15 protein-coding genes are annotated in these 14,242 nt (G+C 61.6%); 6 read left to right on the top strand and 9 right to left on the bottom strand.

The features are described 5' to 3' along the window. Positions 1–161: 161 nt before the first annotated feature. The 6 genes from NKI18_RS07190 to NKI18_RS07165 form a co-directional block, all read right to left on the bottom strand. Positions 162–704, bottom strand: coding sequence for a class I SAM-dependent methyltransferase (locus NKI18_RS07190; RefSeq protein ID WP_352568671.1), 543 nt, complete (start codon positions 702–704; stop codon positions 162–164). A 463-nt stretch (positions 705–1,167) separates the two neighbouring features. Beyond that, a complete protein-coding gene (locus tag NKI18_RS33375) occupies positions 1,168–1,422 on the bottom strand; it encodes a DUF6894 family protein (RefSeq protein WP_502900664.1) in 255 nt (84 codons plus the stop codon). 215 nt (positions 1,423–1,637) lie between these two features. Then, positions 1,638–1,862, bottom strand: coding sequence for a hypothetical protein (locus tag NKI18_RS07180; RefSeq protein ID WP_352616108.1), 225 nt, complete (start codon positions 1,860–1,862; stop codon positions 1,638–1,640). A 263-nt stretch (positions 1,863–2,125) separates the two neighbouring features. Continuing rightward, positions 2,126–2,293 (bottom strand): hypothetical protein, encoded by a 168-nt coding sequence (locus NKI18_RS07175; protein WP_352466251.1) that lies wholly within the window; start codon positions 2,291–2,293, stop codon positions 2,126–2,128. Between the two features lie 387 nt (positions 2,294–2,680). After that, positions 2,681–2,929, bottom strand: a complete 249-nt coding sequence (locus NKI18_RS07170; RefSeq protein ID WP_156937288.1) for a hypothetical protein — start codon at positions 2,927–2,929, stop codon at positions 2,681–2,683. 535 nt (positions 2,930–3,464) lie between these two features. Then, the gene (locus NKI18_RS07165) at positions 3,465–3,767 is read right to left on the bottom strand and encodes a DUF982 domain-containing protein (RefSeq protein WP_084640966.1); all 303 of its coding nucleotides are present in this window, start codon (positions 3,765–3,767) and stop codon (positions 3,465–3,467) included. Between the two features lie 255 nt (positions 3,768–4,022). Between NKI18_RS07165 and NKI18_RS07160 the strand changes: the two genes are divergently transcribed. The 4 genes from NKI18_RS07160 (at position 4,023) to otsB (ending at position 10,013) form a co-directional block, all read left to right on the top strand. After that, complete coding sequence (locus NKI18_RS07160) at positions 4,023–5,084, top strand: glycosyltransferase family 4 protein (RefSeq protein WP_352616111.1); 1,062 nt, start codon at positions 4,023–4,025, stop codon at positions 5,082–5,084. Positions 5,085–5,131: 47 nt separating this feature from the next. Further along, positions 5,132–7,294 (top strand): amylo-alpha-1,6-glucosidase, encoded by a 2,163-nt coding sequence (locus NKI18_RS07155; protein WP_352616114.1) that lies wholly within the window; start codon positions 5,132–5,134, stop codon positions 7,292–7,294. A 179-nt stretch (positions 7,295–7,473) separates the two neighbouring features. Next, on the top strand, positions 7,474–9,255 hold the full coding sequence (locus tag NKI18_RS07150; RefSeq protein WP_023674969.1) for an alpha,alpha-trehalose-phosphate synthase (UDP-forming): 1,782 nt from the start codon (positions 7,474–7,476) through the stop codon (positions 9,253–9,255). Then, positions 9,252–10,013 (top strand): trehalose-phosphatase, encoded by a 762-nt coding sequence (gene otsB, locus NKI18_RS07145; RefSeq protein ID WP_352616117.1) that lies wholly within the window; start codon positions 9,252–9,254, stop codon positions 10,011–10,013. The genes NKI18_RS07150 and otsB overlap by 4 nt, the downstream gene beginning before the upstream one ends. A gap of 17 nt (positions 10,014–10,030) precedes the next feature. On the opposite strand, the gene NKI18_RS07140 is transcribed toward otsB, so the two are convergent. From NKI18_RS07140 to NKI18_RS07130, 3 genes are read right to left on the bottom strand one after another with little or no spacing between them, the layout of a single operon-like run. Next, positions 10,031–10,702, bottom strand: a complete 672-nt coding sequence (locus NKI18_RS07140; protein ID WP_352616120.1) for an ABC transporter ATP-binding protein — start codon at positions 10,700–10,702, stop codon at positions 10,031–10,033. Continuing rightward, positions 10,699–11,940, bottom strand: a complete 1,242-nt coding sequence (locus NKI18_RS07135) for an ABC transporter permease (RefSeq protein WP_352616123.1) — start codon at positions 11,938–11,940, stop codon at positions 10,699–10,701. Before NKI18_RS07135 ends, NKI18_RS07140 begins: the two co-directional genes overlap by 4 nt. 6 nt (positions 11,941–11,946) lie before the next feature. Next, positions 11,947–12,957 (bottom strand): efflux RND transporter periplasmic adaptor subunit, encoded by a 1,011-nt coding sequence (locus NKI18_RS07130; RefSeq protein ID WP_502896933.1) that lies wholly within the window; start codon positions 12,955–12,957, stop codon positions 11,947–11,949. Positions 12,958–13,101: 144 nt separating this feature from the next. On the opposite strand from NKI18_RS07130, the gene NKI18_RS07125 reads away from it, so the two are divergent. Both NKI18_RS07125 and NKI18_RS07120 read left to right on the top strand, forming a co-directional pair. Then, positions 13,102–13,785, top strand: coding sequence for a TetR/AcrR family transcriptional regulator (locus NKI18_RS07125; protein WP_352616185.1), 684 nt, complete (start codon positions 13,102–13,104; stop codon positions 13,783–13,785). Between the two features lie 27 nt (positions 13,786–13,812). Beyond that, on the top strand, positions 13,813–14,205 hold the full coding sequence (locus tag NKI18_RS07120; RefSeq protein ID WP_352474256.1) for an MmcQ/YjbR family DNA-binding protein: 393 nt from the start codon (positions 13,813–13,815) through the stop codon (positions 14,203–14,205). Positions 14,206–14,242: the final 37 nt, after the last annotated feature.

Genomic DNA, 14,242 nt, shown 5'->3' with positions numbered 1-14,242 from the left:
GTTTCGATCACCTGTCTGTGGCTTCGTTCCCGACCGCAGTCAATGCCGAACCGGATCCTTGCACGTCATCGGCTTATGACCGTCGGTTCCTCGCATGCGAGCATTGCGGACCCCAGCCACGCGGCTCTTGCGCCATTCGTCGTCGGCCGCGCTATGCCTGGTCAGTGTTTCGCGAGGACCATGAGATGGCTTCCAAGAGGCGATGTGTGATTGCTTTTGATTGAAAAGCCCACATCCGAAAGCACCGCGATCATCTCCTTATCCTTGCCAGGAGGGACGCGGGCAACGATCGTTTGAGCACGCCCGGCGATATCGCACAGCACGCGTCGCGCCTTGTCCGCGCCGAGGCTCCACTGCATGTGATGGTAGACCGCCAGCAGCATGACGATGTCGTACTGCGGTTGGAGAACATTTTGCAGCTTCCGGCTGCCAAGATCGAGACAATCGAACCGGCTTTGGACCGGACAACCCAGGAAGATCATCCTGGCCGTCTCGATATGCGGCTTGAGAATGTCGATCCCATGGATCGAACTCGGTCCTAGCTTGGATATCTCATAGGCGACAACACCCATGTTGCAGCCAACATCGAGAATGGATTTCCCGGCGTAGTCGACCTCTGCTGAGAATAGGCCGTCCAGTCGGTCGTCCCACGTTCCCTTGAATCTCTTTTGCTTATTTGACCACCACAAATCATTGTTCTCCAAAAACGGCGCCGGACTGGTTTCCTTGACGGAGGGGGACTGTGCGCCCGGCCTAACTCGGTCCTGTTGCTGGCGCGCAAACGACACCGTCCTGAGCGTCCTGTAAACGCAACCGCGGGAGAAAGGAACTCCTGATCACAGCATCCTGCGAAGACGTTTCGGTAAGGTGACGAACACCCGGCCCGACAAATCGACATATTGGTTGGAAATGGCAACGTCGCTTGGCGCCCCCTACCCGTGCCTGCCCTCGAGTTCCTGAAACGCACGATAGCCCGGGCCGGCACACGCAGGGACATAAGTAATGCCCCGTCGGCAAGGCAAGCCATATTTGTTCTTGCTTTGTGCCGGCAGCTATGCTATTAATTTGCCTATGGTGCTGATTGCACCAACGACCGTCTTGCCGCGACATGCGGTTTTTCAGCCAGGCTCGATCAAAGCTCGCCCGCATCGCGGGGCTTTTGGCCAATCACGGTCGAGCGCCGGCCTTTTCGGCAGCTTCCGAGAATGGAAATCGGAAAAGCAGCTTCCGGTTCTCGTCGCAGACTTCGAAGGAAAGACCTGTCAGGACCGGGCTGCCGCTGAGCAGGCCCTCGGCCAGGATTTCCTTGGCCGAAGCCATTGCGTTATCCTGAGCCGCGGACAAACCGTCCAACTCCTGACCCTCGAAATCTTCCGTCAAGCGGCCCTCATCGTTTCGGAAATGGAAAAAATATCTCGGCATGGCTGCTCCGGTCGGTCGGTTTCTCTAATGCATGTCGCGCAAAACTGTGCAGCGGTTTTGCGACAACGACATGCACAAAAACAAGCACTTAAAGCGCGTCGCATGAGGCCGATCGACGCGATGCGCATTAGTGGCGAGCGCCTCAGGAACAGCGTCGGATTTGTGCACGACAGCACCGTGCGATTTTGGCGTTGGGATTCATGGCGTTTAGGCCCTCATGCGTCAGGTCGATCGAACAGCACCCCCAGCCCGTGTTCGAACGCACATGCCGCAATCATGTCGTCCAGGGCTTTTCCGGAGACCGGGCAATTCGGCATGACAGCCCTGATCGCGATCTCAGCCGCTGCGGTGGAAACCGCATCGTGGCGCCTCTTCCTGGTCTCCATGTATTGCTCGAGCAGAATTTTCAGGCGCCGCGCGGCAATCTCGTCAACGACCATCGTTAGCCCTCGATTCGGCACAATGTCCGTCTTCCGGGTCTGTCCTCCGGATGAAGGTCCGCTGCCATTGGGTAGCAGCGGACCACTCGGCTGGGTGAGCCAATGACCCGAGGCGGGGGTGTCTCGGACCGCCACCACAATAGCTTCGGCAGGCCACTCGTTCCACAGAACGCTGTCGTTGGTAATTTTCGTACACTGAGCATTGCCACAGACAGTCTGCGACCGTGGGATTTTTGCGCTATGCCCGTAGCCTGATAACCGGATCAGCTTCGGCTTCGATCGACATAGGTGTAGATGCCCGCGCCGATCGCGACCGCTCCTACAGTGATCAGAATCGATGGCACACCCATTAACGTGGCGATGATCCCCCAGACAATGGCGACGGCAATCGCGCCGGCCGTTCCCAGCACCAGTCTAAGCCGTTTCGACATTATCCATTCCCCCAAAAGTGCATCTTTGGCCTTTTCCGGTCGAAATACCGCAATGCGGCACCATTGTCTGCGCTTCGTCCAACTTTTTATGCCGCCCCTGAGCCCCGATCACTGAGGCGTAAGCGATCCGTGTGCGGCCTTGTTGCAAACACCCACTCGACAATCAGGAAGCTTGGGCGCGGGCCCGAGAAGCGAGGCGTCAGAAAGCGAGGTATCTATGCAAAATTTTCGGAATTTACTCCGGTTCTCGATCATGGCCATGGCGGCCACGACAACCGCAATAGTCATCACCGGGCTTACCCCCGAGACAACCGAAGCGACTTTGATTTGCCATGGGTTGGTCTGCCAGAAGGCGAGCAATGAAGGCAGTGCCTTCGGCGCCAAATATCAGCGCAAATGCACCTGCGAAAATGTAAGCGAGGGCGCTAACAACCATCCCTCCCCGCACAATGTCAACAAGGGGCCCATCGGCGGCTCAAGCAGCAGCAGCGGATCGAGCGGCGCCAGCAGCTCAAGCGGCACCACCAGTTCGAGCGGCAGCAGCGGTTCGAGCGGCAGCAGCGGATCCAGTGGCGGCAACGACGGAACAAGCAGCGGCGGGTCTAACGGCAGCGGCGGAGTGTAGCGGCTGCTCAAGCGGCTCCGGTGGCGGCGCCACTCGAGTTGAACCGTGGCGGCGACCACGCGGCCGGCAACGACGATCGATCCTCACGACAACGGGAGTAGTAGTATGACGCTCCGACCGAAATCGGCGACCGCGCCCCTCACCGGCCTTGCAGGATTGCTTGGTCTTGCGCTCACCGTCGCGATGCTCGCCGACAGAAGCTGGCCTGTGCATTTGCAGGCCATGACTGTCATTGCAGCTACTACTGCAGCAATGATCGCGGTCGACACGGCTTATTTCCAGACGTTTCGAAGGCGTTCAACGGGATTGCAGGCGAAGCCGATGCGAGCGCTTGAAGTCGAGCGTGTCGTGCGCAAGCTCATCGGCTTCATCGTTACGCTCACGACCATTGCCGCAGTCTACTGGATAGTGCCGGAATACCGGCGTGAGTTTTACGCCCCCTACTGGGCAGCGCTCTACGACACCTTGCCGGCGCTGCTCGTCGGTCGCCGATCGGGCGCTCCGGCTGAATGCCACCCTTGCTCGGACCATCTGCGGCAGTCGGCGCTATCGCCTCAAGGCGTGATCGCGATGCCGATCCTCGCCGCTCATCGGCAACGGCCGATCGCCCTCGAGCAGGCGGGTGATCCGGGCGAAGCCGGCAAAAGCCTTTCTCGCTTCCTCGGCCGACATCCGGCCGGCCATGGCCGCAGCGCAGCAATTCACGGCGCACTGGTAAACCGGCCCGCGCCGCCCCGCCGGCCATTTTCGCAAGAATGCCATTGCTTCGGCAACGCTGTCGATCTCCTCCACAGGCTGTCCCTGTCCGCGCAAAACCCGCACGGGCGAAAAGAATTGCAAGCGGTCCATCATTTCCTCCCCGTCGACCGGATGCGTGCGATCGAACCCCACTAAACTCGCGAACCCGACTTTGGTTCCCGGCAAAAGAGGGCTTGGCCTGAAAAATGTTGGCTGCACGAGACGAGCAGCGGTGGACGCGCCCGGCAGCTCCAATTGGGTGACATCTTGCCCCAATTGGGTGACATCTTGCCATTGTACGGGAACGTTAGCGCGGCTGATGCATTTCGATGCCACGAGCAGTCTTTTTGAGGGAAATGCCAAAACATGAGAATAGCCCATGTGGCGCCGCTCCATGAATCCGTGCCACCCCGGTTCTATGGAGGGACGGAGCGCATCGTCTCCTATCTGACCGAAGGATTGGTCGAGCTTGGCCATGACGTGACCCTGTTCGCCAGTGGCGATACCAAGACGTCGGCGAAATTGGTGGCGTGTCGCGAGCGCGCGCTCCGTCTCGATCCGCGCCCGCACAAATCCGAAACCGCGGCGCATCTCTCGATGCTCGCCGAGGTGAGGAGCCGTGCGCAACAGTTCGACATCATCCATTTCCATCTCAGCCACTTCCTGCATTTTCCTTTCTTCGAACACATGCCCGACCGGACGGTGACGACACCGCATGGCAGGCTCGACTATGTCGACCTGGCCCCGGCCTACGAACATTTTCCGCGCTTTCCGATGATCTCGATTTCGCGCAGCCAGAGAACCGGGCTACCCAGGGCCAATTGGCTGGCGACCATCCATCACGGGCTACCGATCAACATGTACAAGCCGACTTTCGAGACGGAGGTGGACGAGCCGTATCTGGCCTTTCTGGGCCGGCTGTCGCGCGACAAGCGCCCGGAGCGTGCCATTGAGATCGCCTTGCGCTCCGGGCTGAAACTGAAGCTTGCAGCAAAGATCGGCGACGACGACCGCCCTTTTTTCCACGACACGGTCGAGCCGCTGATCGACGGCGACCGTGTCGACTATATCGGCGAGATCGAAGAGGACAGAAAAGCGGAATTCCTCGGCAAGGCGGCCGGCCTGCTGTTTCCGATCGATTGGCCGGAGCCGTTCGGTCTTGCCGCGATAGAGGCTATGGCCTGTGGCACGCCGGTAATCGCCTGGAAATGCGGTGCCCTGCCGGAGATCATCGACCACGGTGTGACCGGTTTCCTTGTCGATACGGTCGATGCCGCAGTCACCTCGATACCGGAATTGCTGCGCCTCGACAGGCGACAGGTGAGAGCCGTGTTCGAAAACCGTTTTTCTGCCACGAGAATGGCCCACGACTATGTGGCTGCCTATGCGCGCCTGATCGGTACTCCCGGTGAAGCGAGAGCGTCCTGATCGGCGTCATTGTGGACGTTGGAACGAAACGACAGAGCTTGTGACGTATGAATCAACTCGACGAGCGTAAGCTTGATCCCGCCGTAGCCCTTGCCTCCCTCGACGAGGTTGCGCCCCGGGAGCCGCACCGGCTGTTCGCCCTCAAGCAAGGCGACTGCTTCGCGGTGGCCGACGCCTATGGCGACATCCGCGGCGCCGGCGATGGCTTTTTCCGAGACGACACGCGTGTGCTTTCGGAATTCCGGCTGACGGTCGGTGGCCGGCAAATGTCGTTGCTCGGCGCCTCGCTCAGCCAGGACAATGTGCTTTTCACCTCGAACCTGACCAATCTGCCGATCCAGAGTGTCGGTGGTCGCGACATTCCGCAGGGCGCGATCCACATAGAACGCGTCAGGCTGCTTTGGCAGGACCGGCTGTTCGAGCGCATCACCCTTTCCAACTACAGCCAGGAATCGTCGGCCATTCGGGTTTCCTTGCATTTCGCAGCAGATTTCCGCGACATGTTCGAGGTGCGCGGTTCGACCCGGCTCAAGCGCGGAATAGCCCACGCCGCCGAGACCAGTCCGACATCCGTGGTGCTTCGATATGACGGGCTGGACCAGCTCGTGCGCCTGTCGACGATCTCGTTCTCGCAGGCGCCGGACAATTTGACCGCCAGCCGCGCGGATTTCCTGGTTGCGGTGACGAAGCGCAGCAGCGAGGTCCTCTATATCGAGGTTGGCCCGGAAGTGGCGGAGACACCCGACCGCGACCGTTTTCGGGCTGCCGCCGCCCGCGCTCGCTTCGGCATGCGCGCCAAACGCCGCCACGGCGCGACGGTGCACAGCTCCGGCCGCGTCTTCAACGACTGGATCGAACGCGCGCGCGCGGACGTGGCGCTGCTGACCACTGAGCTTTCAACCGGACCTTACCCCTATGCCGGCATACCCTGGTTCTCGACGGCATTTGGCCGTGACGGGGTGATTTCCGCACTGCAGATGCTGTGGTTGAATCCTGGGCTGGCGCGCGGCGTACTCGCCTTTCTCGCCCAGCATCAGGCGACCGAAACGTCGCCGTTCAGCGATTCGCAGCCGGGCAAGATCATGCACGAGACCCGCAAGGGCGAGATGGCGGCACTGCGGGAGCTCCCGTTCGGCCGCTATTACGGCGGCGTCGATACCACGCCGCTCTACATTCATCTCGCTTGCGCGTATGCGGATCGTACCGGCGACATGGCGTTCGTCGACAGCCTGTGGCCATCGCTCTGTGCAGCGGCCGAATGGACGGAGGAGACAAGCCGCGCGACCGGCTTCGTTACCTACCAGCGCGGCGCCGAGACCGGCCTTGCCAACCAGGGCTGGAAGGACAGTTTCGATTCCGTCTTCCATGCCGATGGCCGCATGCCCAAGGGGCCGATCGCCCTGGTCGAGGTGCAAGGCTACGTCTTTGCCGCGTTCCGTGGGCTGGCGGCGCTCGCCCGCCGCCGCGGCGAGGACGACAAGGCCGATCATTGGGAGGAACGCGCCGAAACCATGCGCGCCGCGGTGGAACGCCATTTCTGGATGGACGATCTCAATTTCTATGCACTGGCGATCGATGGTGCAGGCGAGCTCTGCAAGGTACGGACGTCGAATGCCGGCCACCTTCTCTTTGTCGGGCTGCCCGAGCCGGAACGGGCGCAGATGGTCGCCGATCAGCTGCTCTCTGCGTCGTTCCACTCTGGTTGGGGAGTGAGGACGCTGGCCGACGATGCGATATTCTTCAATCCGATGTCCTACCACAATGGTTCGATCTGGCCGCACGACACCGCCATGTGCGGTGCCGGCCTGGCACGTTATGGCGTGCGCGAGAGCGTAGTCAGGCTGATGAGCGGCACGTTCGAATCGGCTGTCCATTTCAACATGCGGCTGCCGGAACTGTTCTGCGGCTTTACCCGGTCGCCGGGCGAAGCGCCCATCGCCTATCCCGTCGCGTGCCTGCCGCAGGCCTGGTCGGCGGGATCGGCCTTCATGCTGATGCAGGCCTGCCTTGGGCTCGAAATCGACGGCTGGAACAGCGAAATCCGGGTCACCCGCCCAAGGCTGCCGATCGGCATCGACACGCTGACATTGCGGCATCTAGGTGTCGGCTCGACAGTGGTCGACCTCACATTCCAGCGTGTCGGCGACCGGGTCGTCGCCTTTCTCGCCGATCGGTATGAGGGGATGGTTCCGCTCATCGTGCGCACTTGATGCCGCCGCGCTGCGGCGCATCGAAAATGACGCGCGGCATTGCAATCGTCCGGAACCGATAGCCTCTTTGTGCGTTGCAAAAATGGGCGGCGGGGGGACGCTGTCGTTGTGATACGGCGGCGAACCAGAAAACAAACAAAAAAACGGCTATCGGCCGGCCGGAGGCGAGATCACATTCCATGTCAGATTATACTGTAAACCTGCTCTGGGTTTTGCTGATTGCAAGTTTTGGCTTTTCCGCTTTTGCCATTCTCCTGTCGATATCCCGCCAGCGTCGCGGCCGCGCAACGGCGGCCGCATACACGCCGAGCGAGGATGTCGCGTCGGAAGCGGCACGCAAGGTGCTGCGCGAGTTCGAAAAGAACGGCCAGTCGGCCGATGCGGCACTGGTCACATGGTCGCCCGACACTTTGCGCAAGATCCTGGCCGACGACCTGCCGGACGCACAGGTCATCGTGGTGTCCAACCGCGAACCCTACATCCACAACATCAAGGATGACGGGGTCCAACTTTTGGTGCCGGCCAGCGGGCTGGTTTCGGCACTCGAGCCCATCACCCGCGCCTGTGCCGGCACCTGGATCGCCTATGGCGGCGGCACGGCAGACCGCCTCACCGTCGACAAGGACGACCGGGTGCAGGTGCCGCCAGGCAATCCGTCCTACACGCTGCGCAGGGTCTGGCTGACGGAGGAGGAATATCAGGGCTATTATCTGGGCTTCGCTAATGAGGGCCTATGGCCGCTTTGCCATATCGCCTTCACCCGCCCCGTGTTTCGCGCCTCGGACTGGGACGCCTACGAGGCCGTCAACCGCAAATTCGCCGATACGGTGGTTGCCGAAGCCCGCAACGAACGGCCGATCGTGCTGGTGCAGGACTACCATTTTGCGCTGCTGCCACGCATGATTCGCCAGCGCCTGCCGGACGCGATAGTCATCACCTTCTGGCACATCCCTTGGCCCAATTCGGAAGTGTTCAGCATCTGTCCGTGGCGTGAGCGGATCCTGGAAGGACTGCTCGGCAGTTCGATCATCGGCTTTCATACCCAATTCCATGCCAACAACTTCACCGAAAGTGTCGACCGCTTTCTGGAGAGCCGGATCGAACGGGCAGACGCGGCAATCTCCTATGGTGGGCAGACCACATTGGTCCACGCCTATCCCATTTCCATAGAATGGCCGGCCCAATTGCTGGCAAAACTGCCGTCTGTGGAGGAGTGCCGCGCCAGCGTGCGCGACAGATTCGGCCTGTCTGCGGATACCAAACTATGCGTTGGCGTCGAGCGCCTCGACTACACGAAAGGCATTCTCGATCGCTTCCATGCCTTGGACGAATTGTTCACGAGATATCCCGAATGGATAGGCAAGGTGGTTTTCCTGCAGATCGCCGCGCCGAGCCGGGGGACATTGCCCGCCTACCAGCAACTCCACGACGAATGCCGCCGCTGTGCCGAGGAGCTCAACCGGCGCTATGGCAGCGAGACATACAGCCCTATCCTGATGGTCGCCGAACATCATCGGCAGGAGCAGGTCTACGAGGTCTATCGCGCCGCCGATATCTGTATGGTCACCAGTCTGCATGACGGCATGAACCTTGTCGCCAAGGAATTCGTCGCAGCGCGCGACGACGAACAGGGCGTGCTTTTGCTCAGCACCTTCGCCGGTGCATCGCGCGAACTGCTGGAAGCGCTGATCGTCAACCCCTACGATGCGGCCATGATGAGCGAGGCGCTGTTGCAGGCGCTGACGATGACGCCGGAAGAGCAGCGCGAACGTTTGCGGCCGATGCGCGAGATGGTCCGCGACAACAATGTCTACCGCTGGGCCGGCAGTATGCTGCTGGACGCCGCGCGCCTGCGCAAACGCGGCGATCTCGACAGGGTGACCGGAACCGGCGAGCGCCCGCCATCGAACACCAACAACGTCATCTCGATGTTCGAGCGGGCTCGGAAGGCAGCGTCGTGAAAAGCTTTGAACAACCACCGGCGTTGAACCTGTCGGAAGGGCAATGGGCGCTCTTCCTCGACATCGACGGAACCCTGCTGGAACACGCTGCCCATCCCGACGCGGTGTTCGTCGGCGAGGAATTGCGCAATCTGCTCGAACGCATCGAGCGGCGGCTGGATGGTGCGGTCGCCTTCATCACCGGCCGATCGATTCCCGCCGTGGACAAGCTGTTCCATCCGCTGAAGCTGCGGATTGCCGGACTGTATGGGCTGGAGCACCGGCTGACGCCGAGCGGTCCGATCGATGCCGCCGACGCGCCGGCCGACATCGCCGCCCTTGCGGACGAGATCGAGGCCGAACTGGGCAGCGGCAAGGTCTATGTCGAGCGCAAGGGGCCGGTCCTTGCCGTTCATACAAGAGCAGCACCGCAACTGCTTGCACCCGCAATCCAGCTCGTCGAACAGGCATTGGCCCGGCTTCCGAAGGGTTATCGGGTGCTTCCGGGAAACGCCGGCGTCGAGCTCATGCCTTTGGAAGCCGTCAAAGGTGCTGCCATCCGGCGTTTCATGGACATTCCGCCGTTTGTCGGCCGGCGGTCGATATTCCTCGGAGACGATACGTCGGACGAACACGGTTTCGAGGCGATCAATGAAATTGGCGGCATCTCCATCCGCGTGAAGCCGAACGGACCGACGGCCGCAAACTATGCCCTCGACGACGTGACCGGCGCAATAGCCTGGCTCGAGGCCAGTTTCGAGACGTCGGCGGTGGCCTGATCGCGCCGTGGCCCGGTTCAGCTGATCTTCCCGTCCACCATGTGAATGCGGCGATCCATGCGTGCGGCCATGTCGAGGTCATGCGTGACTGCCACGACCGTCTTGCCGCGTTCGCGCACCAGATTCTGCAGGATTGTGAACACCTGCTCCGAGCTCTTGCTGTCGAGGCTCCCCGTCGGCTCGTCTGCCAGGATAAGCGGCGGGTCGTTGGCGAGCGAGCGTGCCACCGCGACGCGCTGACGCTGGCCTCCCGAAAGCTGGTCCGGCCGCTTGTCGAGATGTTCGCCGAGCCCCAGCGATGACAGCAACTCGCCAGCCCGTTCGCGCATCACGGGTCGGGCCAGCCGACCAAGCTTGCGCATTGGAATTTCTACATTTTCGCGCGCCGTGAACTCCGGCAGAAGGAAATGAAACTGGAAGACGAAGCCCAGCGTCGAAAGCCGTGTCTGCGCCCGCTCCCTTTCATTCATAGGCTCGCTATCGCGTCCGCCTATCCTCAAGGTCCCGCCTGTCGGCCGGTCGAGCAACCCAAGCAGATAGAGCAGCGAGGACTTACCGGAGCCGGAGGGACCGGTCACGGCGACGAATTCGTTGTCGTTGATCGTGAGCGTGATGTCCTTGACCAGCGTAACGGGGACCGTCTCTGGCAAGATGCGGGTCAGTCTCTCGGTCTCGATGAGTGCGCTCATGTCGCGCCTCTTATTATGTCGACCGGATTCAGGCGCGCTGCACGGCGCGCCGGCAGGTAGCCAGCCACCGCCGCCGAGCCCAGTGCGAAGGCCGAGGCGATGATATAGTGGGTCAGGCTCCAGGCTATCGGCAGCCGGGTCATCTCCTGGCCGGTCGCGGCGATCTCGAAACGCACCAGCGACAGTGCATAGGTCATGGAGAAGCCAAGCAGCCCGCCGAGAGCGGAACCGGCAGCGCCGATCACCAGGCCTTCGAGCAGAAAGAGCCGGCGCATGTCGGACTCTGGGAAGCCGAGCGATTTCATGATGGCGATGTCGCGCGCCTTCTCATGCGTGATGGTGGAGATGATGTTGTAGATGCCGAAGCCAGCAACCAGCATGATCGCGCCGACCACCGTGTACATGATGACGTTGCGCACAACGAGCGCTTCGAGAATCGATTCGTTGGCTTCTTGCCACGCCACGGCCTTGTAGCCCAGTTCAGCCTCGGCACGGCGCGCCACCGCTGGGGCGCGATTTGGATCGTCGAGCTTGATGCGTATCTCGTTGATGGCGTTTGGCCGCGCTGAGAGAATCTGCGCGTTCTTCAAAAGCACATAAGCTTCGCCTTCGTCGCGCGCGGTGGTGCCGGTGTGGAAAAGGCCGGCGATCTTGAAATTGCGCGTCAGCCCTTCCGAGGAGACCGCCGTTATCGTATCGCCGAACCCGGCACCGAGCCGGCTCGCCATCGTGTTGCCGATCAGCACGTTGTTGCCGCCCGCGGCAAGTGCCGAAAAGCTGCCTTCGACGAACTCTCCGACGATCGGTGAAACGCCGGTCTCGCGCTGCGGATCGACCCCGATGATAGCTGCGCCCACTTCGCGGCTGGAATAGCGGATCACGCCCTGCGTCTTTAGGCTTGCCGCGAAGCGGCCGGGAACCCAGCTCTCGAGCCAGGAGGTCGCGGCCGTCGGGTTGATGATGCCGCGCCGATCGTCGCGTGGCCGGAGCCCCGAGATGGCGGCGGTCTCGAAGTAGTCCTCGGCCGGCTGCCGGCGGGCGGTGCGCTGCTCGTCGGTGATGTCGACATGCGGCATCGTGTCGACGAGCTGCCTGACGAAATCGTCCTGCCCGCCCTGCATCAGCGCCGCCATCGCAATTGAGAAGCCGACACCCACCGCGACGCCGACTATGGCGACCAGCGTCTGGCGGCCGCGGCCGGCGATATGCGTTACGGCAATGTCGACGATCAGCGCCATCGTTGCCTATCTCTCCTGCGCGGCGGCGATGCTCACGCGCGCACCGTCGCCGAGGTCAGCGGGATAGGGCGAGACGATGCTGGCCTTCTCGTCGATGCCTGACCGTACCTCGACGCCATTGGTGCCACGAATGCCCGTGCGGATTTCACGCCGCCAGGCCTTGTCGCCTTCGACTACGAACACCTTGTTCCCATCCACCGCAACCGACGGGATCAACAGCGCATTTTTCGAAACGCGGATGACGATGTTCACGTCGGTCGACATGCCTATACGAAGCGGCGTATTGTCCGGCAGGCGGAAGCGGACGCGATAGGTCTTCGTCACCGGATCTCCCTTGGGCGTGATGCTGTCGACCACCGCTTCCAGATTCTGCCGAGGGAACGCATCGGATTTAAGCAGCGCGCGCTGGCCGATCTCGACCCGTGGAATGTCCTCCTCGTTCACCTCGGCGACCACCAGGAGCGGCTTCGGCTCGCCGACCCAGAACAACACGGCGCCGAGTTCGGCGATCTCACCCACCTCGCCGTCCTGCCTGAGCACGATACCGGCGCTCGGCGCTCGTAAGACGTAGGTGTCGAGCCGCGCTTTCTGTCCGGCAACCAGCGCTTCGATCTGGCCAAGCTCGCTTTGCGCGCGATCGAGCGCCTGCTGGCTTGCCGCACGCCTTTCGGCAAGCACGGTCAGCCTCCGGAGCTCTTCCTGAGCAAGTGCTTGACGCGCTTCGATCTCGCCAAGCACGGCCCGGGCCTCGCTGTCGTCGAGCTTGGCGAGCACATCGCCTTGTGCAACCCTCGACCCCTCGCAATTGCACTGCTCGACGATCCTCTCGCGGACCACGGGAGTCACCTTGGCCCAGGTTCGCGGCTCGACCGAGCCACTCGCGTAAACGATCTCCGCCGCGTCGCCGCGTTGTGGCGTCACGACCGAAACCTTGGCCGGCTGCAACACATACCAAGCACCGAAAGCAGCAGTCGCCGCGACAAGAACGATGCCGACAGTCCAACGTATCCGTCGCAAGAAGCTCTCCTTCCACCATCGAATGCGAACGTCGGAGCGGTGGCAGACATAGCATTAGACCGACCGTCGGTCTATAAAAGTTGCATAAAGAAACGGTTCGTGCTCCTCTTGCCCCTGTACTTTGCGAGGTTGATTTTGCCCCGAGTGATAAAGCCGCCGGAGATACGATCCGCCGAGCTCCTCGACTGTGCCCAGCGGCTTTTCTTCGAGCATGGCTACGACAACACGACGGTGAACGACATCATCCGCGAGGCCGGCTTGTCGAAGGGTGCGTTCTATCACTATTTCGCGTCGAAGGAGGCCCTGCTGGAGGCGCTCGCTAGACGTCTCGCACGTGACAGCCTTGCCGAGCTGCAACCCCTCCTCGACGACCCTTCACTCGATGGGATTGGCCGGCTCAATGCACTCTTTGCCGGCTCGCGACGGCTGAACGTCGAGCTTGCCCCGCAATTGCGAAAAACGTTCTTCGTCGTATTCCGGCCCGAGAACCTTGCCCTCTTCCATCGGGTCGACCAGGCGGCCAGGGAACTGGCCGAGCCGATAATCACAAATCTGCTCAGGAAAGGAAGCGAGGAAGGCATTCTCGACGTGCCCGACCCGCAAGCTTTTGCCGAGATGTTCCTGCAACTCCGGCTGACCTTTCGGGACGTGATGCACCGCGCCCTGCTACAGGCCGAACAGGGTAATATCGACGAAGCAGCGCGGCTGCTCGAGGGCCGATTGCGGCTCTGCGGCATCGCAATCGACCGGCTTTTGAAGTTGCCCGATGGAACGATAGAAGCCGTGCAGCCCGGTTTTGCCCGGGCTTTTCTCGAAGCCGGACCGTAAGCCGCTGACAGCGATGGAGGAGAGTTGATGAGTAGGAAATCGCGTGCTTCGACCGATGCCGTTCTCAAGGAACTGCGCGCCTTCGGCCTCACCTATCCGGGCGCAGAGACAAAGAGTCCGTGGCCTGGTCACGACGATCTCGCGGTGAAAGGCAAGACCTTTGCTTATTTGAGCCTGGAGGGCGAACCGTTCAGCATCTCCCTCAAACTCCCCTACAGCGGCGACGAGGCGAGAAAGCTCCACTATGCGTCGCCGACGGAGTATGGCCTTGGCAAGAGCGGATGGGTGACGTTCGAACCAGCACCGGACGAACTGCCACCGATGGGACAACTGAAGTCATGGCTCGATGAGAGTTATCGCGCACAAGCGCCCAAAAAGCTTGCCGCCCTGATCACGCACAAGGTGGACTCGGGAGCTTAGGTCGAGCGATCGGTGTCACCCCACGAATCGCCGGCGC

This window comes from Mesorhizobium sp. M0800 (assembly GCF_040320095.1).
In the GTDB taxonomy this organism is placed as follows: Bacteria; Pseudomonadota; Alphaproteobacteria; order Rhizobiales; family Rhizobiaceae; genus Mesorhizobium.
Note: the sequence above shows the minus strand (reverse complement) of the source record. Positions and strands in the feature narration are given on the sequence as shown.